The organism is Paenibacillus sp. 79R4 (genome assembly GCF_013393165.1).
Lineage (GTDB): Bacteria > Bacillota > Bacilli > Paenibacillales > Paenibacillaceae > Fontibacillus.
Genome location: NZ_QJOT01000003.1, coordinates 188,974 through 214,450, shown reverse-complemented (window position 1 = coordinate 214,450; position 25,477 = coordinate 188,974). Strand labels below are relative to the sequence as shown.

22 protein-coding genes are annotated in these 25,477 nt (G+C 48.1%); 14 read left to right on the top strand and 8 right to left on the bottom strand.

Annotation, left to right across the window (positions count from 1 at the left end; all coding sequences use genetic code 11):
• Positions 1-80: 80 nt before the first annotated feature.
• The 9 genes from DMN77_RS05015 (at position 81) to DMN77_RS04975 (ending at position 6,323) form a co-directional block, all read left to right on the top strand.
• Positions 81-608: a YqeG family HAD IIIA-type phosphatase gene (locus DMN77_RS05015; protein WP_179013798.1), complete on the top strand. Its 528-nt coding sequence runs from the start codon at positions 81-83 to the stop codon at positions 606-608.
• Entirely contained in the window at positions 605-1,732 is a 1,128-nt protein-coding gene (gene yqeH, locus DMN77_RS05010) for a ribosome biogenesis GTPase YqeH (protein ID WP_179013796.1), read from the top strand. The genes DMN77_RS05015 and yqeH overlap by 4 nt, the downstream gene beginning before the upstream one ends.
• 69 nt (positions 1,733-1,801) lie before the next feature.
• Entirely contained in the window at positions 1,802-2,668 is an 867-nt protein-coding gene (gene aroE / locus DMN77_RS05005) for a shikimate dehydrogenase (protein WP_256872239.1), read from the top strand.
• Positions 2,669-2,730: 62 nt separating this feature from the next.
• Positions 2,731-3,021, top strand: coding sequence for a ribosome assembly RNA-binding protein YhbY (gene yhbY, locus DMN77_RS05000; RefSeq protein ID WP_068782179.1), 291 nt, complete (start codon positions 2,731-2,733; stop codon positions 3,019-3,021).
• Between the two features lie 20 nt (positions 3,022-3,041).
• Positions 3,042-3,638, top strand: coding sequence for a nicotinate-nucleotide adenylyltransferase (locus tag DMN77_RS04995; RefSeq protein WP_068782178.1), 597 nt, complete (start codon positions 3,042-3,044; stop codon positions 3,636-3,638).
• A complete protein-coding gene (gene yqeK / locus DMN77_RS04990; RefSeq protein ID WP_179013795.1) occupies positions 3,619-4,200 on the top strand; it encodes a bis(5'-nucleosyl)-tetraphosphatase (symmetrical) YqeK in 582 nt (193 codons plus the stop codon). Before DMN77_RS04995 ends, yqeK begins: the two co-directional genes overlap by 20 nt.
• A gap of 35 nt (positions 4,201-4,235) precedes the next feature.
• A complete protein-coding gene (gene rsfS / locus DMN77_RS04985) occupies positions 4,236-4,583 on the top strand; it encodes a ribosome silencing factor (protein WP_068782176.1) in 348 nt (115 codons plus the stop codon).
• Positions 4,580-5,482 (top strand): CvfB family protein, encoded by a 903-nt coding sequence (locus DMN77_RS04980; protein WP_179013793.1) that lies wholly within the window; start codon positions 4,580-4,582, stop codon positions 5,480-5,482. Before rsfS ends, DMN77_RS04980 begins: the two co-directional genes overlap by 4 nt.
• Before the next feature lie 67 nt (positions 5,483-5,549).
• The gene (locus DMN77_RS04975; protein WP_068782539.1) at positions 5,550-6,323 is read left to right on the top strand and encodes a class I SAM-dependent DNA methyltransferase; all 774 of its coding nucleotides are present in this window, start codon (positions 5,550-5,552) and stop codon (positions 6,321-6,323) included.
• 119 nt (positions 6,324-6,442) lie between these two features.
• On the opposite strand, the gene DMN77_RS04970 is transcribed toward DMN77_RS04975, so the two are convergent.
• Both DMN77_RS04970 and DMN77_RS04965 read right to left on the bottom strand, forming a co-directional pair.
• Positions 6,443-9,241, bottom strand: a complete 2,799-nt coding sequence (locus DMN77_RS04970) for a glycoside hydrolase family 3 C-terminal domain-containing protein (RefSeq protein ID WP_179013792.1) — start codon at positions 9,239-9,241, stop codon at positions 6,443-6,445.
• A gap of 380 nt (positions 9,242-9,621) precedes the next feature.
• Positions 9,622-10,233 (bottom strand): DL-endopeptidase inhibitor IseA family protein, encoded by a 612-nt coding sequence (locus tag DMN77_RS04965; protein WP_179013790.1) that lies wholly within the window; start codon positions 10,231-10,233, stop codon positions 9,622-9,624.
• Positions 10,234-10,720: 487 nt separating this feature from the next.
• On the opposite strand from DMN77_RS04965, the gene DMN77_RS04960 reads away from it, so the two are divergent.
• On the top strand, positions 10,721-12,427 hold the full coding sequence (locus tag DMN77_RS04960) for a ribonuclease J (protein WP_068782172.1): 1,707 nt from the start codon (positions 10,721-10,723) through the stop codon (positions 12,425-12,427).
• Positions 12,428-12,748: 321 nt separating this feature from the next.
• Complete coding sequence (locus tag DMN77_RS04955) at positions 12,749-13,711, top strand: sugar kinase (protein ID WP_179013789.1); 963 nt, start codon at positions 12,749-12,751, stop codon at positions 13,709-13,711.
• Positions 13,712-14,840: 1,129 nt separating this feature from the next.
• Here the strand turns inward: DMN77_RS04955 and DMN77_RS04950 are convergent.
• From DMN77_RS04950 to DMN77_RS04925, 6 genes are all read right to left on the bottom strand, one after another.
• Positions 14,841-16,571, bottom strand: coding sequence for an adenine deaminase C-terminal domain-containing protein (locus DMN77_RS04950; RefSeq protein ID WP_179013788.1), 1,731 nt, complete (start codon positions 16,569-16,571; stop codon positions 14,841-14,843).
• Between the two features lie 17 nt (positions 16,572-16,588).
• On the bottom strand, positions 16,589-17,644 hold the full coding sequence (locus DMN77_RS04945; protein ID WP_179013786.1) for an ABC transporter ATP-binding protein: 1,056 nt from the start codon (positions 17,642-17,644) through the stop codon (positions 16,589-16,591).
• Positions 17,645-17,660: 16 nt separating this feature from the next.
• Positions 17,661-18,449, bottom strand: coding sequence for an ABC transporter permease (locus DMN77_RS04940; RefSeq protein ID WP_179013785.1), 789 nt, complete (start codon positions 18,447-18,449; stop codon positions 17,661-17,663).
• Between the two features lie 4 nt (positions 18,450-18,453).
• A complete protein-coding gene (locus DMN77_RS04935) occupies positions 18,454-19,275 on the bottom strand; it encodes an ABC transporter permease (protein WP_068782167.1) in 822 nt (273 codons plus the stop codon).
• A 535-nt stretch (positions 19,276-19,810) separates the two neighbouring features.
• Positions 19,811-20,893: an ABC transporter substrate-binding protein gene (locus DMN77_RS04930; RefSeq protein ID WP_068782166.1), complete on the bottom strand. Its 1,083-nt coding sequence runs from the start codon at positions 20,891-20,893 to the stop codon at positions 19,811-19,813.
• A 189-nt stretch (positions 20,894-21,082) separates the two neighbouring features.
• Entirely contained in the window at positions 21,083-21,439 is a 357-nt protein-coding gene (locus DMN77_RS04925; RefSeq protein WP_068782165.1) for a hypothetical protein, read from the bottom strand.
• Between the two features lie 299 nt (positions 21,440-21,738).
• Between DMN77_RS04925 and DMN77_RS04920 the strand changes: the two genes are divergently transcribed.
• From DMN77_RS04920 to DMN77_RS04910, 3 genes are all read left to right on the top strand, one after another.
• A complete protein-coding gene (locus DMN77_RS04920) occupies positions 21,739-22,671 on the top strand; it encodes an ABC transporter permease (protein ID WP_179013783.1) in 933 nt (310 codons plus the stop codon).
• Positions 22,672-22,682: 11 nt separating this feature from the next.
• Positions 22,683-23,591, top strand: a complete 909-nt coding sequence (locus DMN77_RS04915) for a carbohydrate ABC transporter permease (protein WP_179013781.1) — start codon at positions 22,683-22,685, stop codon at positions 23,589-23,591.
• Positions 23,592-23,766: 175 nt separating this feature from the next.
• Positions 23,767-25,401, top strand: a complete 1,635-nt coding sequence (locus tag DMN77_RS04910) for an extracellular solute-binding protein (RefSeq protein ID WP_179013780.1) — start codon at positions 23,767-23,769, stop codon at positions 25,399-25,401.
• Positions 25,402-25,477 lie beyond the last annotated feature (76 nt).

The following is a 25,477-nucleotide window of genomic DNA, read 5'->3' as shown; positions in this document are numbered from 1 at the left end:
GGACATTTTCTTTTTTAAAATATAAGGAAGTCGGGGAAAGATTATGGTATAGTGTGTCGTATGAAACCGAGGTGAACGAATTGTTTGAGAAGTTTTTGCCTGCTTTACGGGTAGACAGTGTGTTTGACATTGATTTGGATAAGCTATATGCCGATGGGTACCGCGGGATTATTACCGATTTGGATAATACCCTCGTAGGAGCCAAGGTGCCTTCGGCAACCCCAGAGTTGACCCAATGGTTTGAGAAGGTGAAGCAGGCCGGGTTGAAGCTGGTGATTGTGTCAAACAACAATTTTGACAGGGTATCCGTATTCGCATCCCCTTTAAATATTGAATTCGTGCATAAGGCGAGAAAACCGTTCGGAACGCCGTTCCACAGAGCGATGCAAATCATGGGACTGGCTCCGGAACAGACGATCGTGGTCGGAGACCAACTCATGACGGATGTATTCGGAGGGAACCGGCAGGGTTTATATACTGTGCTGGTGCTGCCGATTTCTATAGCCGATGAAGGTCTCGGTACTCGGATTAACCGTAGGCTGGAGCGTATCGTCAGACGACGTCTAGGCAAGACGGGATTATGGCTTGAGGAGGACAAGAGAAAATGACAGAAGCCCAGGTAAGAGAAGACGCTCTTCATTGCAGTGGCTGCGGAGTGCAGCTGCAAGGTGAAGATCCGTCCAAACCGGGATATATTCCGACGCAAGCGCTGGAGAGAGAACCAATCATATGCCAGCGCTGTTTTCGGATTAAGAACTATAATGAAGCATCATCCGTTACGGTAGAGCAGAGCGAATTCTTAAGACTGCTCGGTCAAATTGCCGAGAAGAAGGCGCTTGTGGTTCATATCGTTGATTTATTTGATTTCCAAGGGAGCGTTATTTCCGGTCTGCAGCGGTTCATTGGCAACAATCCGGTATTGCTAGCCGTGAACAAGACCGACCTGCTGCCGAAGGTCTCGAATTGGAACAAGATTCGCAACTGGGTACAGAAGGAAGCCAAGGATATGGGGCTGAAAATAGAGGATGTTATCCTTTGCAGCGCCAAGCAGAACAGCGGCTTTGACCGTCTGCTTGATGCTGTAGTGCGGCATCGAGGCAATCGGGACGTTTATGTGGTCGGGGCGACCAATGTAGGCAAATCTACGCTAATCAATCGCCTGATCCGTGAATACAGCGACTTGGATCAGGAATTGACAGTATCCCGCTATCCTGGAACAACGCTCGACATGGTGCATATTCCGCTTGATGATGGTGGAGCGATTATTGATACACCGGGGATTGTGTACCCTTCAAGATACAGCGAGCTGGTAAGTGCTCAGGATCTTGGTACTATTATGCCGGACAAGCCGCTTAAACCGGCTGTATATCAATTGAATGAAGGCCAGTCGATCTTCTTCAGCGGCTTCGGCCGCTTCGATTTCATTCAGGGGGAACGCCAGTCGTTCACCTGCTTCAGCAGCTCGCGGATCAAGCTGCACCGGACGAAGTTGGAGCGGGCGGATGAGTTGTTCGCAGATCATGCCGGCGAATTGCTGGCCCCACCAAGCCGCGACAATCTGGAGAATCTGCCGGAATGGACGAGGCATGAGTTCAAAATTGCCAAGGGTCAGAAGGTGGATGTCTTCATCTCCGGTCTGGGCTGGGTCAAGGTGAATAACGACATGGGTGCAGTCATCGCAGTGCATGTGCCAAAAGGGATCAAGGTCATGCTGCGTCCATCGCTGATCTAGGTTGTTGATAAGGTACGCATCCAAAGTTCGATTTCGCAGGTTTGGTTAAATTGATTGGGGAGGGGCATCATGGAGGAGACGAATCTGATGCGGGAAAATAACGGGTTGCCGCTGTTACTGGGCGTAATGGGCGACCCGATACTCCATTCCAAATCTCCAGCGATGCATATGGCGGCTTTGCAGGCAACTGGCCTGCACGGCTCCTATTTGCCGTTTCATGTGAAGCGGGGGGATCTGCGCCATGCCATTCAGGGGATTCGCGCGCTCGGCTTTCGAGGCGTGAATGTGACTGTCCCGCACAAAGTAGAGGTTATGGATGATCTCGATGAGATTGATGAAGGGGCGCGTTATATCGGCGCGGTTAATACGATTGTCAACGACGAAGGCCGGCTGAAGGGCTATAATACAGACGGGATCGGCTATATTCGTTCACTGAAGGAAGAAGCTGTCCCCGATCTGTCCGGACGGAAGGTGCTGGTCATCGGTGCAGGCGGAGCAGCCCGGGGGATTATTTATGCCTTGTTGCTGGAGCGGCCAGCGCAGGTGATTGTCGCTAATCGGACAAAGGAGTCGGCTTTGCAGCTTGCAGTGGAATGGGCCCACCTCGGCAATATCACGGGCTGCGGGCTGGAGCAGATCGGTGCTTATATCTCGGGCGTCGACATTTTAATTAATACAACCTCCGTTGGGATGTACCCGAAGATCAATGATATCCCGCTTGATCCAGAGAGGATTCCGGAGGGAATCGTTGTAAGCGATCTGATCTATAATCCGCTGCAGACAGAGCTGCTGCGGCAGGCAGAGCAGAGGGGCTGTACCATTCACAATGGATTTGGTATGTTTGTATATCAAGGCGCATATGCCTTTGAATATTGGACAGGAAGGCCCGCTCCCATCGAGGCGATGAAGTCGGCTGTACTGGCAAGTCTGGGCTAATAGATAGAGTAATGATTAGATTTTCAATACTATTTAATAACTATAAGGGGTTTTGATTCTAGATGTTAAGTGGAAAGCAAAAACGTTATTTACGGGGATTGGCTCATAGCCTTCAACCTATTTTTCAAGTCGGCAAAGGAGGAACGAATGATCAGCTGATCCGCCATATCTCGGAGGCGCTGGAGCGCCGCGAGCTGATCAAAGTATCCGTTCTGAACAACAATCTGGACGATCCGCGAGAGATTGCAGAGGAGTTGGCAGCCGGCGCAGGGGCAGAACTTGTACAATTGATTGGACGAACGATTATTTTGTATAAGGAATCGACCGAGTATAAGCAGATCGAGCTGCCTTAGAGCTGCAGGAGGAAGACCAGATGAGAAAAGTTGGTATCATGGGAGGAGCATTTGACCCGATTCACCTCGGACATTTATTAGCGGCTGAAGCCGCCCGAGAGCAGTATGCCCTGGACGAGGTTTGGTTCATGCCTTCCCATATTCCCCCGCATAAGAGCAAATCCGGGGTTAGCGGTGAGGAACGTCTTGAAATGGTGGCGGCGGCGATCCGCAATCATGCCGATTTCAAGACGCTGGATATCGAGCTTAAGCGCGGTGGCGTATCCTACACGATAGATACGATCAGAGAGCTAAAGCAGCTGCATCCTGAACTGGATTTTTACTTCATTATCGGTGCAGATATGGTGAACTATTTACCAAAATGGGAGGGGATTGAGGAACTGGCTTCGATGCTGCATTTTATCGGACTGCAAAGGCCGGGCAGCTTCCTAGAGCTTGACCTTATGCCCTCTTTCATTCAGGATACGGTATTGCTCGCGGATATGCCGCTAGTGGATATATCGTCAAGCTTGATCCGCAAACGGAGCGCCGCGGGGCACTCGATTCGTTACATGGTGACGGAAGAGGTATATGAATATATCATAAGGAGCGGTTTGTATGCGATACACTCGAAATGAGTTATTGGACATTGTATCCGCACAAATGCCAGCAAGACGCTGGACGCATGTGGAAGGTGTAATGGCGTCCTCCGTAAGCTTGGCGGAGCGCTATGGAGCTGATCCGGTCAAAGCTGATTTAGCTGCATTACTGCACGACTTGGCCAAGTACTGGCCGGTAGAGCGGCAGGAAGCGGTGATGCGTGAGCATGGACTGAATCCGGAACTGATGGAATATGATAAGCAGCTATTGCATGCCGAGGTAGCGGCTTTTGTGGCAGAGCATGAGTACGGGATAGAAGATCCGGAGGTACTGGATGCGATCCGTTACCATACATCGGGAAGAGTTGGCATGACGTTGCTGGACAAGATTGTCTGTCTTGCGGATTATATTGAGCCCGGACGCAATTTTCCGGGGGTTGACGACATGCGCGAGCTGGCTGAGCACAATCTGGACAAGGCGTTAGTGGCCGGATTTGATTCGACAATTACGTTCTTGATCGAGAAGCAGAAGATTATTTTTCCGCTGACGGTACTGGCTCGTAATGATTTAGTTAGAAGGCTTGGTTATGATGATAAGTAGAAGATGGGAATAAATAATTGCAGGAGGTAGATTGAATGGCAGTATCACCTATGGAATTGATGAACGCAGCCTATAAGGCAGTGGAAGATAAGAAAGCAATGAATATCGTTGTATTGGATTTAAAAGAGGTATCCCTGATCGCCGACTATTTTATTATTTGCCACGGTAACTCGGATACCCAGGTACAGGCAATCGCGACCGAGGTGCGCAAACGCGCCCAGGATCTCGGAGCCAATATTCGGGGGATTGAAGGAATCGATTCGGCGCGCTGGGTACTCATGGATCTCGGCGATGTGGTTGTTCATGTCTTCCATCGTGATGAGCGGGAATATTACAATATCGAACGTCTTTGGTCTGATGCCAAGGTAGTGGAGAACGTATGAGTTTGATTGCAGGTACGGTCGTATCGCTTCCAGTTGATCGGGAAGTTTCTCCTTTTGGTTATTTTCTTAAGAGTGGAGACCGGGATGTGCTGCTCCATTATTCGGAGCTCACGCATTCGGTGAAGCAAGGAGATACTGTCGACGTATTTCTGTTCTACGATACAGAGGATCGGCTAGCGGCGACAATGAAGCGCCCCATGCTGACGCTTGGCGAGCTGGCCCTTCTGGAAGTGGCCGATGTTCACCCGCGGCTGGGCTGCTTCCTTGAGATGGGGCTGGGGCGCCAGCTGTTGTTGCCAATCCGTGAGCTGCCGGAACTGCGTGAGCTTCATCCGCAAGTTGGGGATAAGGTCTACGTCATTATGGAGCATGACAAGCAGGGCAGACTGAAGGCGAAGCTTGCTGGAGAACAGGAACTTGCGCCGCATGCATTCCATGCTCCGACAAGCTGGAACAATCAATGGCTGGAGGCCATCGTCTATAAACCGCTGCAAATGGGTACCTTCGTCATCGTGGACGGCGGAGTACTCGGGTTTGGAGCGATCGGAATGATTCATTCCTCGGAGAGAGCGCGGTTGCTCCGCCTTGGAGAACGAGTTCAGGTCCGCGTAACGCATGTACGCGAGGATGGAAGGGTCAATCTGTCCATGTCAGCACGCAAAGAGATCGGCCGCAATGAAGATGCTGATAAAATACTAGCCTATTTGGAGAGTCGATCGACCGGGGGCATGCCTTATTCCGATTCGACGCCGCCCGATTTGATTAAGCAGAAATTCGGCATCAGCAAAGCGGCATTCAAGCGGGCGATTGGGAAGCTGATGAAGGAAGGCAAGGTAATCCAGAAAGAGAGCTGGACCTATCTGAAGTCTGCGGAGCAGGAACAAGCCGATCAAGAATAAGAGTACGTGTTCAAAAGCGAACTTTCTGAACAACCTCTAGGAGAGTCAGGTGGGAAAGATGGGGAATTTGGCTTCATACCAAAAATTTGCTTACGTATACGATGAATTGATGGCAGATATGCCCTACTCTGATTGGCTCTCATTCGCGCATACGGCCTGGGAGCATTACGGCAAGCCTGAGACCGTCGTCGATCTGGGCTGCGGGACGGGGAGCATGACGATTCCGCTGGTGAATTCGGGCCTGACGGTGACGGGTATTGATCTGTCTTCGGACATGCTGTCTGTCGCTAGACAGCGCTTGGAGATCACCTCGCAAGGCGCTCGGCTCTTTCAAGATGGCAGAGTGAATTGGGTGCAGCAGAATATGACGGAATGGGAACTGCCGGAGCCGGTTGATTCTGTGATCTCCTTCTGCGACTGCATAAATTATTTGCTGGAAGAAGAAGAGGTCGTCGAGACTTTCCGCAGAACCTATGAAGGATTGAAGCCGGGCGGGACGTTCCTGTTCGATGTTCATCATCCGAATACACTGCGGCAGTATGATGAAGAGCAGCCCTTCATATTAGATGAGCCTTCGGTTTCTTATATATGGACTTGTGAGTTCGATGATGAGAGATGCGAGATTGAGCATCACTTGACGATTTTTGCACGCGAAGCGGAGCAGGGTGGGAATCTATACCGCCGCTTTGAAGAGTACCATATCCAACGGGCCTATGATCCGGCCTGGGTGGAGCGTGAGCTGCTGCAATGCGGCTTTCGTGAGATTCACTGCTATGGCGACTTCAATTGGGGAGAATCGGCCGAGGGGGCAGCTAGACTGTTCTATGTGGCCGTGAAGTAATACCTGATGGAATGCGTCAACAAAAGACGCTGCCTTATGCTGTTATCAATCAACAGCGGGCAGCGTCTTTTTGTAATGATTCAGCTAGCGTTTTGCCAGACTGGACAAGAGCCGGGGGATTAATGAATAAGCTCAATCCAGCCAATTTCCATGCCAGGCTTCACAAAATCTATTTTTAGTTCATAGAAGCCTTTTTCCAGCTCAAATCTGGACAGCTTCTGGGTAATCCAGTTGCCGTCGGTACCGTTCGTTTGTACGGTCGTCAGAATCTCACCGTTAAGGACGAGATTACATGCGGATTGCGACAAATTGGTAGCTTTATAGCACATATTAACGACGACTCCGTATACTCCCGGTTCAGCGACCTTGAAATAAACCGGTTGATCCTTGGCATCAATGTGGACATTCGTCTCTTTTGACAGTTCTTGGACGGTTTGGCCAGATTGAGTCTCAGGAGCGTTCGTGAAGGCTTGGAATAGAATGATTTCTTCAGCCGGCTTAGGCTCCCTTGCAGATACAGGGGCATTGATAATAAATTTGCAAATATTGATAGCGCATCGTTGCAGCTCCCCAACCGTCAAGGTTCCATTCTTCAGCGCTTCAAGCGAGTTATCTTCTCTGGAGTTGATCTCTGCCCCATTGTTATTCACGACCATATACAAATCATTCTGAGCTCGTACCATAAACGAAGTATATTTCCAGCTTGGTTCTCCGCCGTCTGCCACATCATTCATGATCGCCCACCAGTCTGTCATGACAATGCCCTCATAACCCCATTCATTTCTGAGAATGGTTGTGTTCAGATCGTAGTTGGAAGCCGCCCAGTGTCCATTGATCGGATTGTACGAAGTCATGATGGAAGTGGCTTCTCCTAATTTTACGGTCATTTCGAAGCCTTTCAGATAGATCTCTCTCAACGCTCTTTCAGAGACGATGGAATCGACCTTGGAACGAGCCTTCTCTTGATTGTTGCATGCGAAGTGCTTCACGGTCGCACTGGAACCGCCTTTCTTGATACCGCGAGTTACAGCGGCCCCGAAGCATCCGGTTAAGTATGGATCTTCCGAGAAATATTCGAAATTCCGGCCGTTCATCGGATTGCGGTGAATATTGATGCCAGGTCCCAGCAAGGTATCGATCTCATTTTGCAGCAGTTCTTGCCCTTCCATCACATACAGGGATTCAACCAACGAAGTATTCCAGCTGGAAGCGAGCAATGTTCCGATCGGCAGCTGGGTTGCCTTCAAGCCGCTATCCATGCGGATGCCGGAAGGACCGTCAGCCGCGCAGGCTACAGGAATACCATAATCAAGAAGACTATCACCGACCCCGCCGAACGCGGCAGCTGTTCCGGAAGTGACTTTCGGGCTGCTCATTCCTTCGCCTCTGACGATTGTAGCCAGCTCCTCATTCGTCAACTGGGCTACAAATTGTTCAAGGCTGGCTCTGCCGGTTTGTACGTCCTTTAGGAGGATGCCTTGATTTCCGGTCTGTGGATAGGTTTGCGGCAAGCGCGCTTCAATTCTGTCTTTCATCGATACTGAGCGCCTTGGAACCTTTTCGAAATCGATTTCATAAACGCCGTTATTTTTTGGATTTCCAGGCTTAATACGAGTGTAGCTCTCTACAGGAGCCATTGCTTCCTCAAGTTGCTCAACGACGATAAGCTCTTCAGCAATGAATGCAGCTTGGTCATGGATACGTACTTTTTCCACATTCCTTACGCTGTTGCCGACATACACCTCATAAGCGCCTGCTTCAAGCACATAGCAAGATTTGTGTCCGGTTGCACCACCATCATCATAAGAGGCCATGGAACGTACGGGAACAGCGATGGTAAGCGTTTCTGTCTCACCAGGCTGCAGAGTGCTGGTCTTGGCAAAAGCGCCCAAGGCTTTGACAGGCTTGCCAAGCACGCCTTGTGGTGCCTCGTAGTATACCTGAACAACTTCTTTGCCGGCATATGTATCGCCGATGTTCTTTACAGCAACGTCCAATTGCAGCTCTGTATCCAGACCTGAACCAACCTGTCTGGCTCCTGTTACTTGCAGGTCAAACTCGGTATAGGAGAGGCCATAGCCAAATTCAAACTGTACTTTTTCAGGACAGAAAGTCTCGAAATACCGGTAACCGACATAGATATCTTCCTGGTACAGGTTCTTGATCTCGTTGCCAAAATTTTGAGTGGAGGGATAATCATCGATGCTATAAGCGATGGTATCGGTCAATTTGCCACTTGGAGATACGTCTCCGGAGAGCAGATCAGCAACGGCATGTCCCCCGATCATTCCGCCCTGCCATACGTAGATGACGGATTTGATATGGTCCTCGTATTCCTGGTCCTCAATCCAGCTTAAATCGATAATGTTGGATACATTTAATACAACAGCTACTTGGTCAAAATATTTGCAGACCATCTTCAGCGCATCCTGCTCTTCAGCTGTCAGGCGATAGCTGCCTGCTGCATCGGCATTGTCCTTATCCTCGCCTGCGGTGCGCCCGATAATGAAGATCGCTTTGTCGGAAGCGCGTTTCGCTTCTGCCACCAGTTCATCGGATAACGGCATTTCCTTCTGGCACCATGGTTCGGCAGCCCAGCCGCCCCCGCCGTTGTCGAACGGGTTCTCAGCGATCCAGTTCTGATACTCTTCTGCCAGATGCTCATTAATCGTTACTTTTGGATTGCTGCGCAGCCCATCCAATACATGAATGACATATTCCACATTCACGGCGCCGCCTGATCCCGTGCCGCTCCGGTAATAATTAATCTGGCATCTGCCGAATACGGACACCACTTCTGTTTCCTTAATCGGAAGCATCCTGTCCTCATTCTTAAGCAGTACTCCCCCTTCTACGGCAGCCATTCTGCTATATTCGGCAAATCCTTCTAGAGGAATACCAATCTTACTTGTGCTCATTCCTTCTGTTCCTCCCCAAATATATAAATTATATATCTATGATTTAATAATATCCCATTTACACGATCTTTGATATCTGTTTAGTGTCTGTTCAGTTGTTATTTTGCAATCTGAGGCCACATGCGATGGAATCTTCTCGAAATAAGTCAATTTTGTGACAGAGGAAAAGAGCACCAGGATGCTTAACCTGTGCTTTCGCAAATATGGGGGGAAATGATAGAAGGGAAACAGCGTAAGTTGCATATGACCTAGCGAGGAAACGGATTGAAATTTTAAAGCGAAAGTAATATGCTGCAAGCAAATCTGGAAGCACCGATACCCTGCCAGCTTTATGCCGGCAGGGTGGTCATTTTAAATTATTTTCTGGACAATGATGTATATTAAAAAATAACATGCGGAGCAGTATCTACTCTCCAGTAGTCACCGATCTTCTTAAATTTCACAGTGATATATTCTGACTGCAGTGTATGATCCGGATGAGGAACACACAATTTGTATACACGTTTCGTTTCTGTCATGCTCAGCATTTTGGCGGTAGCCTTATCAAATTCGAGAATATTGCCTTTAGCTACATGAAGCTGAGCTATAGCTAAACGTCCATTGTGAGTAATGAGATATTTGTCTACCAAGTAAGCGGCAGCTGTTTCGGTATATACGTTCTTTAAGTAGTCCATCAACTTCGCACGAGTTCCGATATCATCAAATAAATAACGATATTGCTGACCGTTTAATTCGAAACCTTTGTCGGTTTCATCCCCACCACACATTATATGGTAATACCGTTCCTTAGCTTCATTAACTAATGGTGCAACACTAGTGCTGTTCAGCTTAGTAATGACTGTCGGATCGGTAACAACCACTTTCTCCACCGTTTGAGCAGGTATTTGCTTATCCATTGTTTGGGCCGCAGTTGCGCCAACTGTAGATGACAATACACCTATTGCTAAGACCCCTATTGTTACTGTGAAGCTAATCCTCTGACTTAATTTCATACTGTTTTCGCCTCCCCCATTTAAACGAAATAGAATAGATAAAGGTTACACTACTGAAGTAGATTTATCCTCGTATGCCCAATACTTACACTAAAGCTCCTAAGGATTACATTGTTTAACTTACGTTTTCACTTGAAACTGATAATAGGGCAAATAATAATTACCAGGACATCCATTAACTTGTATAGTTAAATGAGAGAAGACAAAAACAAAGCTCATTTTCTATTTGCAGAGTGAACAGACCGCTTAGGGAATGGGAATGTCCCTATGAGGTCTATGTAGTAACCGTATTTTACCGGAAAATGACTTGTAGAGTGCTATTTTATGTTGTAGAGCAAACTAATTCAAAAATGGCCTAATCTCTTATCTCATGTGGGTTTAACTCGTTTCCTATACACTATTGTAGAAATGCCTTTTTATTACGTCTATATTTCAGTATAATTAGATTAGCCCCGTCTGCATTTTTCTAGAGAGGATTAATCACATAATGAATGAAGTTGTCCCAAAACCGGTGAAAAATTACCGGCGTTCCAAGCCTTCCCAACCGCCTGTACGCATTTATTCGCTTGGCGGACTCGGGGAAATTGGAAAGAACATGTACGGTATTGAATTTAGAAATGAGATCATTATTATCGACGCTGGGCTGAAATTTCCCGATTCCAAGCTGTCGGGAATCGATTATATTATTCCAGATGTCAGTTATCTAGTTAAGAATCAGCATAAAATCAAAGGTTTATTTTTGACGCACGGACATGAAGACCATATTGGGGCCCTGCCTTTTGTGCTCCGTCAGTTGAAGGTTCCTGTGTACGGTGGACCGCTAACAATCGGGCTGGTTCGGGCGAAGCTTGAAGAATATCGGATGCTCGAACAGACGGAATTGCATGTTTTTCAGGAGAATGACAGATTTGCCTACAAGCATCTCGCCGTTCATTTCTTCCGCACTACACACAGTATCCCGGATGCATTCGGGATTGTCGTTGATACTCCATATGGAGCAGTCGTCCATACGGGCGACTTCAAATTCGATTTTACGCCGGAGGACCATCCGGCTAATATCGCCAAGATGGCTAGTGTTGGCAGTGAGGGTGTGCTCGCCCTGCTAGCGGATAGCACGAACAGTGAGAAGGATGGCTTCACCCCTTCAGAGCATCGTGTAGGCAACGCTATTCTTGAAACCTTCCATAATTGCCATGGCCGAATTCTGTTTGCTATGTTTGCCTCTAATGTGAACCGTCTACAGCAGGTTGTCGATGCTGCCATCATGAGCAACCGCAAAATCGCCGTTCTTGGACGAAGCATGGAGCGCGTATTTGCGATCGGTCAGGATTTGGGATATATCCGTATCCCCGACGGAATGTTAATCGATATTAAACAAATTGATAAATATGAAGACAATCGAATCCTGATTATTTGTACGGGCAGCCAAGGTGAACCGAACGCGGCACTGAGCCGGATCGCTTCGGGTGCGCATCGTTCCGTTTCCATTTATCCGGGAGATTCGGTTGTGTTCTCATCATCGCCAATTCCGGGCAATGGCCCGAATATCAATCGCTGTATCGATTTGCTGATGCGGGCTGGTGCCAATGTCATTTACGGCTCGATATTCGGTATCCATGCTTCCGGTCACGGATGTCGAGAAGATTTGAAGCTGATGCTGAGATTTATTCAGCCGAAATATTTTATTCCGATTCATGGGGAATACCGGATGCTGTTAGCACATAAAAAATTAGCAATGCAAACGGGGATGAACGAGGAGCAAGTGTTCCTGATGAATCTCGGAGACACGTTATCGGTATACCGCAATCGCGCCAAGCGCGGTCGCAGCATACCTGCGGGAGAGGTCATCGTCAGCAATGGCGAGATTCGAACTTTTGAAGAAGAATTGGTAGAAGAGAGAGAAGAGCTTGCCCAGGAGGGGATTGTCATCGTCGTTATGACGGTGGATGTGGCCACACGCCAGATTCTCGCCGGGCCAGATATTGTAACGAGAGGCTTTGTATACATGCAGGACGCCAGACCTTTACTCAGACGGGCGGAGATGGCACTGCGGCGAAGCTTGAAGAAGCTGGGCGAACAAGGTCCATATGACAGCAATGCTTGGGTCAAGACAACCAATCGGGTGTTGCGCAGATTCTTTATCAGAGAGGTTGGCCGGACCCCGCATATTATGCCTTCGATTCTGGAGGTTTAAGCGAGTGTTCGAATTGATGAGATTCTATATTGCAGGAAAATCTACTTGATGGAGCGCGGTCGCTCATCTTTGAATTACCTTGATTGGTTTTCTTATCAAAAACGTCTTTTTGAATCACCTTTTTAAGCGAATAAAGCGCCAGGGGAGAGTGCATTTTAGTTCCCTTTTGGCGCTTTAGGTGTGTTTGGGTTCATTTTTTCTCGAAAAAGTTAATATATGCATAGTCTAATCTGTCCAGGAATGAGATAATAGAACATAAGTAATAAGTCTATGAATAGCAGCGCAATATGAAGACAGATTGAAAGAGATGGTGAAGACGAAATGCATTACCCCAATTCACATCCGGAAGTGATCACCTTCGGAGAGAGCATGGCGCTATTGATCGCTGAAGGAGGCAAAGGTCTTGAATATACTTCTGATCTGACGCCGTCATTTGGCGGAGCCGAGACGAATGTAGCGATCGGATTGTCTCGGCTTGGACATTCTGTGGGCTGGTGCGGGCGTCTTGGTGATGACCCATTTGGACATCGCATTTATAAAATGGTTCGCGGAGAAGGCGTTGACGTATCGCATGCCTCGTTCACGCAGGAAGCTCCGACAGGGCTTATGGTTCGCGAAAATGTAGCCGGAAGAAGCTCTGTGTACTATTACCGCAAGCTGTCAGCGGCCAGTATGATGACCCCTGAGCATTTGGATGAGGAATATATCGCCGGGGCAAAAATTTTGCATATTACCGGGATCACTCCTGCGTTAAGTTCGTCCTGTGCCGAAACGGCTGCAGCAGCGATGGATATGGCAAGACGTCACGGAGTTAAGGTAAGCTTCGATCCGAATCTACGCTTGAAGCTGTGGAGTGTGGAAGAGGCTAGAAAGGTGCTTTTACCGCTAGCGATGAAAGCGGATTACTTCCTGCCAGGGCTAGATGAATTGAAGCTGCTCTATGAGACAGATTCGATGGATGAGATCATTGCCAGGCTTGGTGAATTGTCTGCGGTAAGCATTATTAAAGGCGGCGATGATGAGACTTACATTCTCGAGAATGGCAAGCTGTCTGCGGTTCCGTATTATAAGGTGGAGCATGTGATCGATACGGTGGGAGCGGGCGACGGCTTTTGCGCCGGATTTTTGGCCGGTCTCTTGAAGGATTACAGTCTCGAGGAGGCGGTTCGTCTCGGAAATCTGATCGGATCCCGGGTGATACAAGCGATCGGGGATTGGGAAGGCTTGCCGAGTGCGGCGGAAATTGATCGGCTGCTTGCCGGAAAGGCGCATGTTGAGCGTTAATCGTTATAGAGTGGAGTCCATAAGCTTATCATAGATCGCCACATCTACCACGATCGTCACAGGTAAGAGCAGATAAAACCGGACTGTAACGAACATACCAGTCGCATAGAAGAGGAATTTGGACTAACTTGATTTATAGTGGGAATGGTGTAATTGCTAAGGGGAATTTAGCCATTATGATCTATAACGGAATGGTAGCTGCTTAGAAGGAACATTGGGGAACATTGTAACAGAACTGGCAGCAAATTAATTGGTAAAATCGAAATCGCGTCTTTTGAGTTGCTGATAACCGTTAAAATATGAAAATGGTTGTTTTTCACTTGCAAGTGGTTGCAGCGCCCGTCACATGTGGCAAAAAGCCGAAAGGAGCTTCCCAATAGTAAATACTACTTGGGAATAGCTCCTTTTTTGTCGAACAAGCTCTTGCGCACAAGTTTGGCAAACTCTAACGAAACACCATATCGTTATTAGCTCCAAAATCGCGGCGGAAAAATTCTAACGAAACACCATATCGCTATTCGAGCAAAAATGGGGTTTTGAGCAGCACTTTTACTGAAATAACGCTCCCCAGTTTCGTTAGAATTTAGGGAGGCCCTTTTTGGTCGAAATAGCGATACCACGTTTCGTTAGATGGCCAGAGGGTAGATGAGCTGAGCCAAATCCAAGGTTAGACGGATAGAGTTAGATGGCCAGAGGGTAGCGGAGGTCTGAGGCCAGATGGTTAGATGCTAAATAGCGAGATGTTAACGACCAGAGACCAGAGGGCAGGTAGACAGAGGCCAGAGGTAATCGGAACTTAGATCCTTTTCCACCATCAAAGGCACAACCTGCCACTGGTTTCTAGCAAACTCTAACGAAACACCATATCGTTATTAGCTCCAAAATCGCGGCGGAAAAATTCTAACGAAACACCATATCGCTATTCGGGTAAAAATGGGGGTGTGAGTAGCAATTTTACTGAAATAACGCTCCCCAGTTTCGTTAGAATTTAGGGAGGCCCTTTTTAGTCGAAATAGCGATACCACGTTTCGTTAGATGGCCAGAGGGTAGATGAGCTGAGCCAGATGCTAAATAGCCAGACGTTAGTGACCGGAATCTAGTGGTAGAAGTTAGCAAGAGGCATCTGGCCTCAGATCTTCTCCACCATCAAAGGCACAACTTTGCCGCTGTTTACATCAATCAGGCCATAGTCTGTGATTTTCAGGTATGGGCTGACGGGCAGAGAGTGGGTGGCGATGGACATGATCGGGTTGTAATGATCATAGCCAAGCGCTTGCATCGCTTCGCGCAGCTGCTTCACCGCCTCAGCGGCGGTATCCAGCGGATCTTCCGTTAGAATGCCGCCGACAGGCAAATGCATATTGGCCTTAATCTCTCCGTCCAGCGCGACGCAGAAGCCACCTTGTTGCTTGATCGCGGTATTTGCAGCCAGCAGCATATCCCGTACGTTATGGCCGACCACAAGCAGATTGTGATTGTCATGCGAGTAGGTCGTCGCGATGGCTCCCTTTTTAATCGTATCGCCCGTTATAAGTCCAAATGCTTTGCCGCCATGCTTGCCGTGGCGCTCGAAGGTAGCGATCATGCCGCAGCCGCTATTTTCCCATTGAAGCAGACCTCCTTCAGCTACCAAATCGACCAAAGTCTCCTTGGTAAATGTTGAGCCGTCGGCAACGGTCATCACCCGGCAGCGATAGGTGCCGTCCTCCACATCAACTGCAGCCGCGAAGTCGGCCTCGTGAAGCTCAGGGAGCTTGACACTTTGGTAGAAGTGATCCGGGAAACGGTACGCTGCTGAGGCTGTCTGTGCCTGTATGGAGGTAACCGGCCCCGAGGCGGAATAAGCTTCCGAGCCTTTCTTGTAAACGGACTGGAGCGTTAGCTCACCCAGATCGGATACAAGCTGGAAGTCCGCGATTTTGCCCGGTGCGATCGCTCCCCGATCATGCAGCTTCATCCGGCGGGAAGGGGAGAGGGTGGCCGCATAGATCGCTTTCTCCGGTGCCATACCCATCCGGATCGCCTTGCGTACGATCTGATTCAAATGACCGCGCTCCCGGAACGAATCGGCCATCACATCATCGGTAACGAAGCAGAAATGTTCGGATACATCATGCTGAATGAGGTAGTCCACAACCTCGGGGGTCATCGATTTCTCCTGAATCTCAATGAACATGCCCGCGCCGATCCGGGCTTCCAGTCCTTCGACCGTTTGATGCGTATGATCGGAATCAACCCCGGCATAGATGACCTGGGCCAAATCCAGATCCAGCAGCTTTGGTACATGGCCTTCGATGACCAGATCCGGATAACGCTCCCGCATATGCTTAAGAATCTGATTGGTCTTGCATTCCGGATCACGGATGACATCTACGTAGTTCATGATTTCGCCCAGGCAGATCACATCACCGGTGGCCAGCAAGGCATCCATATCTTCGATCTCGATCGAACCGCCGGCCGTCTCCAGAGGAGTAGCTGGCACGGAGCTTGGAATGGCATAGAACATATCTGCGGTACAGCTCCGGCTCGCATTAATCATCTCCAGCACCCCTTCAAGGCCAAACACATTAGCCATTTCATGCGGCTCCGGCACGATGGTCGTTACGCCGTTGCGCAGCAAGCCCTGTGAGAATGACTCCGGGGTCACCATCGTGCTCTCAATATGCAGGTGGATATCCACAAAGCCGGGAAGCATGTACAAACCGCGGGCATCCACCACTTTCTTCGCCTGGAACGTATCTTCGCCGCGCGGGCCAACATATAGAAATCTTCCATCCTTAATCGCGACATTTTGCTGAATCCATTGCTTAAAATAACTGTTATACACATGAGGTTGTAATAATAGCAAATCTGCTTGCATGTCTGTTCCCCCTATTGTTATTCGACAAGTACGAGTTTCTCCGATGGAAACAACAGACGGATTTCTTGCCCGCTCAAATAGGGCTGCTGCATCTCCTTGTTCACGGTAAATTCGCCGAGTGGTGTAACCACGACATATTGATAACTGCGGCCCAGATAAGTGCTTACCTTGACCTTGCCTGTCAACACATTATCGCCGGCCTGGATTTCTTCAAGCGTTCCGGCGATAATATCGTCCGGACGGATCGCTCCCTTCATAGACACAGGCATTCCCGGTACCTTGGCGGCATGAAAATGATCATCCCCGCTGCGCAGGCTGAAGAAAGAGCCTTCATCCTCGCGCTCCTGGAAATCGATGAAGTTGTTGAAGCCGATAAAACGGGCAACGAACTCCGATTTCGGATATTGGAAGATGACCGAAGGCTTGTCGAGCTGTTCGATGATGCCTTTGTTCATGACCGCGACCCGGTCAGAGATCGAGAAGCATTCTTCCTGATCATGCGATACATAGACGGTCGTAATCCCCAGCTCCTGCTGAATTCGGCGGATCTCTACGCGCATATTGACCCTAAGGTTGGCGTCTAGATTGGACAGCGGCTCATCGAACAGCAGCAGATCGGGTTCGATAACAAGTGCGCGTGCAATCGCAACGCGCTGTCTTTGCCCGCCGGAGAGCGCCTGAGGAAAGCGTTTCTCAAATCCGCCCAGACTGACGGCATCCAGCATGTTCATGACCCGCCGCTTGATCTCATCCTCTTTGACCTTGCGCTGCCGCAAGCCAAAGGCGATGTTATCGAAGACGGACATATGCGGGAACAAGGCGTAGCTCTGGAACACAAAGCCGAAGTTGCGTTTATTAATCGGAACGCGGGTATAGTCTTGACCGCCAAAGGAGAACTTGCCGTCCGTAGCTTCAAGGAAACCGGCAATTAGCCGAAGTGTAGTTGTCTTTCCACAACCGCTGGGACCCAGCAGGGAGATAAGGTGGCCTTTCTCGATGGAAAGGTTGAAGTCCTTCAAAATATATTGCTGATCATAGGCGACCGATACGTTATCCAGTTGCAATAAATCCATCAATGTATGCCTCCATTCATTGTTTAGTGAAGTAGGTGAGTCCGAGCAGTCTTTCGATCAAAAACATAAATCCTGCGGTGACCAGCATCAGCAGCACCGAGATCGCCGCGATGGTCGGATCAAAATAATTCTCCACGTAAGTCAGCATTTGAATCGGCAGCGTACTAACGCCAGGACCGGTCATAAATAATGAAATGTCCACGTTGTTGAACGACTCCAGGAAGGCCAGCAGCACCGAGGCGATAATGCCCGATTTGATGTTGGGCAGCACGACTTTGAAGAAGGTGGACAGGCGGCTGGAGCCAAGGCTGAGCGCCGCTTCTTCAACCGCGAAATCGAATCCGGCCAGGCTTGAACCGATAACGCGGATAATAAACGGCAGCATAATGACGGTGTGTCCGATCAATAGCGCTGCATAAACCGGAATATGGAAGGTGATCACGACGTACTTCAGCAAAGTAAAACCTAGCACGATCCCTGGGATCAATAGGGGAGACAGAAACAACGCATTCAGCGTCTCCTTGCCCTTGAAGGATGCGCGATTCAGTGCGTAAGCCGCAGGGATTCCCAACAAAATAGCGATCAGATTGCCGAGCAGCGAGACAAAAATAGAAGTTTTGAAGGTGCTCATAAACATATCGACTTCAAAAATATTTTTGTACCAGCGCAGCGAAAAACCGGTTGGCGGGAATTTCAATACGGTTCCAGGCTCAAAGGAGGTCACCGCGATAATCACAAGCGGCCCGAGCAGAAATATATATACGATAAAAGTGAACAGGGCAAGCCCAGGATTTTTGTTCTTCATAGCTCTACTCCTTCGGTTTGAATTTGGCCGCTGCTTTATTCATCAGCCCAATGACGATAAAGGTAATTATCATCATGATGGTGGCGATAGCCGAGGCTGCCTGCCAATCGTTCAGTGTAATGGCATTCTGGTACAGGAATGTAGCTACAACGCGTTTCTTGCCGCCCAGGAGGGCTGGTGTTGTATAGGCCGTCAGACTGCCGACAAAAACCAGGATACTGCCGACGATCAATCCCGGAATGCTGAGCGGGAAGATGATCTTGCGGAAAGCGGTCAGCTTGGAAGCTCCCAAGCTTTGAGCGGCTTGGACCAAATCATGATCGATCGACTCCATCACGCCAACCAGCGTAATCAGAATCAAAGGCAGGAACAGATGGACAAGTCCGATAATCATCGCTGTAGGCGTGTATAAAATGCTGATCGGCTCTTTAACGAGTCCTATGGACGTCAGCAGATTGTTAATTAGTCCATTTTTGCCAAGTATGATCATCCAGCTGAAAGAGCGCACGACCGAGCTCGTAAGTAATGGAAAGATGGCCAGCGCGAGCATAATGCCTTTTCTGCGCGCCGGCTGCTTGGATAAATAATAGGCGACCGGAAAACCGATCAAAATGCACAGCAAGGTTGTCACGACGCTGACAAGCAGGGTCGTACCCAGAATATCCAGGAAATACGCGTCTTTGAAAAATTGTGTGTAAATCCCGATTGAGAAACCGCCATCCTTGAATACAGTCGAGCCGACCGTAAGGATTAGCGGAATAATCATGAACAATGTCAGGAACAGAAAACCCGGTGCAAGAAGCAGGTACAAGTATCGCTTTTTCATGAATGGCAATCTCCTGTTTTTAGAGGTAGTTCAAAAAGTCCGCTTATGATAAGAAAACCTGATCGCAGCAATTCTCAAATGAGAGAGGTGCGATGCAAAGGTACGTTTTCTTGCGATAACGTTCCGCTTCCGGAGACCCCGGTTCATCCCACTGAAGCGTTCCGAAGAAAAGCTGGTTTGGTAAGCATAAGCTTGGGTGTTGAAAACCGTGCTTTTTGAACATATCCCTTTAATAAATGGCAAACATCAAAGAATCCGTTGCCTCACTAATTCGTGCTGTGCAGAACAAAGATAAATCGGTGAACAAATTTCTCTTCTCCCAATCGACCCTCTGGCCAACATTTGCGTTAGGCTCATGCAGAAGGCAGTTGTCCACCTTTCAAGGGAATCGATGATGCCCCTGATCCGATCCATTCTAAGTCCCGTTTAATGAATAAAAGCAGGGACTAGGGCAGCCCCTGCTTCGTGGAATGCATACAAGGCTGCCTAAGATGCCGGAATATTGCAGCAGCAATTAACAGATTGGTGTAAGGGATTAACGGGTGACTTCGCGGTTGAAGCGATCTGTCCAAGCTTTTAGATGGCTGTTAACAAATGCCATGTCCAGCTTTTGCAGCTTTTCGACGACATCCGCTCCATAAGTGACGCCAGCGGCTTCTTCCTCCGTCAGTTTCACGTCCTTGTTTGCAGGGGAATCTACTTTGGCTTTTGCGGCTTTTTCTTGGACTTCTTGGCTAAGCTGCCAATCGATAAATTGTTCAGCCAGCTCTTTGTTTTTGCTTCCCTTAACTACGTTAAGCGTATTGATGATGGCATAGGCGCCTTCTTTTGGCGTTACGAACTCGATCCCGGGAACCGCCTTTTGCAGATCGCTCAGATACATTTGCATGATCGGCCCGGCTGCGGCTTCCCCTTGGGTGAACATGTTTACGAATTCAGAGGTTTTACTGTAATATTTCACGACGCTTGGGTTCAGCGCGGCCAATTGTTCAAAAGCTTGATCTTCGTTAAACTCTGCGCTTCCCGAGATTTTCGATGCGGCATCTACCATCATCGGACCGCTGGTCGAGGTGATGCTTGGCATCGTCAGCTTGCCTTTCAGCTCCGGCTTCCACAGGTCGCCCCAGGATTCGATCGTTGTTCCGGCTGCTTGAGGGTCATAAGCAATTCCCAGCTGGCCAATGGTATAGGCAGGACCATATTCCTCGCCGTTAGGGGCTTGAGCGATCTCATAAATATGCTCCAGGTTTTTGAAATGGCTGCGGTCGATTGTCTCGAAGGCGCCGGCCTCGATGCCCTGCTGCGCGTAATAATCGGACAGATAGATCACATCGACATCGGAGCTGCCTTGCATGATTTTGCTTAGGCGGTCCGCATTGTTGCCTGTTTCAAGCACGATTTTGACATTATGGGCCTTTTCGAACGGTTCGTAGACCTCTTTATTGTAGAAGTCCTCAGCGAAGCCCCAGGTCGAGATGACCAGCTTCTGCGGTTTGCCACCTGTCGTATTGCCGTTGGCGCTGTTTCCATCACCGCTGCTGCTTCCGCATCCGGCCAATACAATTGCAGCAAGGCTGCAAGCCAAAAGACCTTTAACCCATGTTTTTTTCACACTCATTCACTCCTATGAAAAGTTTTTGTACATCAATTTCTATTTCATTTTGAAAAAAAGAAAAGCGCTCTAGGTAGAAGAAAATCTCTAACTAGAGCACTTATTCATTGTAAACAAAGAATAACCGCATCTGCTTGTGGTACTGGTGCGGACAGTCCTTAAGATGCAATCAAAAGGAAAGCGCCGCTAGGTTAATTATTTTTTGGGAACAACCTCTTGTAAGAGAATGTTCGTGACAGCCCACTGCGTGGCAGGATCATAATCCCGAAGCAGCACTTCAATCTGAAGCCCAAGCTCCTCTTCAAGCCGGGATTTCAGCTTCTTCTTGTAAATCATCGACATATAGAAGTCGACTTCATATTTCAAAGCCGGAATCTCGCCCTCCAGAGCCGCAGAGCGGGGGGAACGACGATGTCTGGCATATAATACGATTCCTTCGGGATGTACGCTTGTCTTCAATAATGAAGTACCGAAGCCAAACAATTCCTTGGACACCTCATTATATACCTGGCTCAACTTCTGTTTGAATTCATTGGAATCGTTATGAACCATTGGTCACCTCATACTTTTAATGAACTGGTGATAAGGAGTTCATGCAAGAATTATAATACATAAAAAGAGATGGATTTGCAAGTTATTGTTCGGGTTTTGGGGAATAAGTATCACAAATTTAATTTTGGATGTATAAAATAGGGTTAATTTACGAACTTTTCAGCCTTAGAGGTTTTGCTGCGAAAAAATTGCGAATCCGAGAAAAATATGTTACTTGCCTTTCAAATCAGGGCGCGGCTATATTGAAAATGCGGAACGGGCCCAAAAATGACCGCAATCGCAAGGGAAAGGGGAAGACCATGAAAGCAATCAGTCAACAAGGAAAACGCCGATCATTTCACCTTCGTGACAATGCTCAGCTTTACCTGATAATGCTTCCCGTTCTAGTCCATCTTTTTATTTTTAGCTATATTCCGATGTATGGCATAGTGATCGCATTTCAGGATTATTACCCGGGAAAACCTTTCTTATCGTTTACAGATGTGAACTGGGTAGGACTCAAGCATTTCATCAATTTTTTTAACGGACCTTACTTCGGAAGATTAATGCGCAATACCTTCTTGCTCAGCTTTTATTATCTTGTGTTTGGTTTTTGGGTACCTATTGTATTCTCTTTATTGCTAAATGAACTGAAGCATGGCGTCTTTAAAAAGTTTGTGCAGACGGCTAGTTATCTGCCGCATTTTATTTCCAATGTAGTCGTAGCGGGGATGGTATTATCCTTTATCAACGTGGACGGGATAATCAATGTCATTATCCAGATGTTTGGCGGGACGCCAATCGCTTTAAACACCGAACCTGCCTATTTCCCGGCGATTTATACGATTACGAGCATCTGGAAGTCGTTTGGCTGGAGCAGTATTTTGTATTTGGCGGCCATGTCCTCCGTAGACCCGAATTTGTATGAAGCAGCAAAAATGGATGGAGCTAACCGATTCAAGCAGATGCTTCATATTTCGCTGCCCTCGATTCGTCCGACCATCTTTATTTTGCTTATTTTCGCGATTGGCAGTCTGCTTTCGGCGAACAGCGAATTTATTTTGTTGATCTACAATCCGATGGTGTATGAAACGGCGGATGTTATAGGCACCTATTTGTACCGAGACGGCCTGCTTGGCGGCAATTTCAGCATGGGGACGGCAGTTGGGTTATTCATATCATTAATTAATTTTACGCTGTTATATATTGCTAACTCATTAAGCCGCAAATATTCAGACTATGCCTTGTGGTAAGGAGGAGTAAGATGGTCTCGGCTCATCGAAATCCAAATAAAATCAGAGAAGGCTCCATCGTCGTTGACATTATTTTATATGCGATCGCATTCATTATCTGTTTGATCACCCTGTATCCATTTTACTTTGTTATCATCATGTCCATCAGCGCGCCGCAAGAAGTAGCTGCCATGAATGTTTTTTGGTATCCGAAAGGCTTCAACCTCGGCTCGTATGAGCTGATCGTAAAAGATATGAAAATGTGGTGGGCTTACTCCAACACACTGATTTATGTCAGCGCCGGGACCTTATTGAACTGTCTAATGGCCGTGCTGGGAGCTTACCCGTTAACGATGCGAAATCTGAAGGGGAGAAAATGGGTAGTTGCGTATCTGCTGATTCCCATGTATTTCGGGGGCGGGCTTATCCCCTCTTACCTGCTCATAAATAAGCTCGGATTATACAATACGATGTTTGCAGTCATTATTCCGGGGATGGTCAGCATCTGGAATATTATTCTGGTTCGGACCTTCTTTACGACAATTCCGGATGGGCTGAAGGAATCCGCCTTTATCGACGGCGCTTCCCATTTGCAGCTGCTGTTCAAGATTATTTTGCCGATTTCCAAGCCGATCCTGGCGGTAATTGCTATCTATTCCATTGTCGGCATCTGGAACAGCTGGTTTGATGCACTGGTGTATTTGCCGAATGAGAAGCTTCATCCGCTGCAAATGTATCTGTACCGGGTTGTTGTTCAGCAATCCGTCGATCTGAAGATGCTATCGCTGGATGATGCCAAGAATGCAGTGGCTACGATGCTGTCCAATATCCAATTAAAGTATGCGATCATCGTATTCACAACGTTGCCCGTGATTTTTACCTATCCGTTTTTCCAAAAATATTTCATCAAGGGAGCGCTTCTCGGTTCCTTGAAAGAATAGCCCTAAACCGCTTTTCGGGAACAACAAAAAGGTTTGTTCTCGGATCTGTAGACATGAACAGGGTTGCTACATTAAGATGTAAGCGATTTCTTTATTGGTAAAATTGAACCTCCATGCAGATCCGATCGCAATAGAATACTTGTGTTATCAAACATTTCTAGGGGGAATGTAAAAGATGAAGCGTTGGAGAAGATCATTGATGGCATTGATGGCAGCGGTTGTTGTGTTCGGGACCATCACAGCCTGCGGCGGCGGAGAGGTGAAGAAGGAGGAGGGAGGCAGCTCTTCGACGGCGGAGAAAAATGTCAGCAAACTGAAATTGCTTGGGCCCACCGGCTCCAATAAGTACATTAAGTTCGAGGATAGAGATAAATACCCGGTGTGGACGGAAGTCGATAAAATGATACAGGAAGCTGGACTGGAGCTGGAATATGAGTTGGTTCCCAATGAGCAATATAAAGTAGTTATTCAGACTAGAATGGCCTCAGGTTCCTCTCTCCCCGACATTGTGAATATTTCGCAGCTGGATAATACGACGGTTCTGAACCTGGCCAAGCAGGGTGTGCTGCTTGATTTGAATCCGCTAATCGAGAAATATAGCAATGGAAATATTAAGAAGATGTACGATCAGGAATTCCCTTATGCCAAAAAAACGACGACATCGCCTGACGGCAAAATGTACTGGTTCAGTGATTTGCACAAAAAAACGTATCAGGAGAAGGAGCCGGCGCCCGTGGCCTTGAGCATGCTGATCCGCAAAGACTGGCTGGATAAGCTGAATCTTCCGGCCCCAGCCAATGCCAAGGAGTATTTGGACACGTTAAAGGCGATCAGAGACAAGGACGCCAATGGCAACGGCAAGCCGGACGAGGTTCTGGTCTACGATACGAGCAAATTTGAGGGCGCAATCGCCCAATGGTTCGGACTTGGCACCGACATTACGGCGGTGGACGTAGAGAATAAAAAGGTAGTCTCCCCGTGGTATCAGGAAGGTATCAAGGACTATTTCCTCTATCTGCAGCAGCTTGTTAAGGAAGGGGTGCTCGATACAAGCCTGATCGGGGCTACGGGAGAGCAGAAGCAGCAGAAGATGACCGAAAATCAGGTGGCTTCCATCAGCGATTACAATCTGGAAACTTATCTGGAGCCCACGATCAATGGCGGCGGTGATTTCCTTCCGTTGATGCCGCTTCAAGCCGTTGAGCATATAGCCCCGGCTGCGCAATTGGAGCCTCCGTTTCTGGTATGGCAAAAATATGCGATTACCAAAGACTGCAAAGATGTGGAGGCGGCGATCCGATTTTTCGATATGATCTACTCTGAGCCTTATGCGGACCTGCTGTACTGGGGTATCGAAGGCCAGACCTACAAAAGGGATGACAATGGAGCAAAAGTATATATCAACAACGGTTCGGATGAAGAACTGGCCAAATCAGGACAGGTCACCGGGCGCCCGCTATTCGGGGATACCGTATTCCCTCGCGTTCAATTCGCCAATCTGGAGTTCGAGCTGTCCGGCGTATCGAAGGATAAAGCCGACCATGAGTTGAATATGCTTAATTACAAGCCATATTTCGTCAACATGAACGCCAACTACCTGGCGATTCCCGATGATCAGCAGCTTGAGACGAAGACAAAAATTTTAACGAATCTTAGAACCTATTCGGAAGAGCTTGCTACCAAGCTGGCTTTGGGCCAGAAATCTCTAGATAACTGGGATGAGTATATTTCCGAGTTGAAAAAGCTAGGGTTGGATCAGTTGATCGAGATCGACCAGCAGCTGCTTGATAGATACAACAGCATCGAATAACGATTGTACAATCGGGAAAACAGACGTTCTCTCCGTTAGCAGGGGAGATCGTCGTTTTCCTCCTTCTGCTTCATGA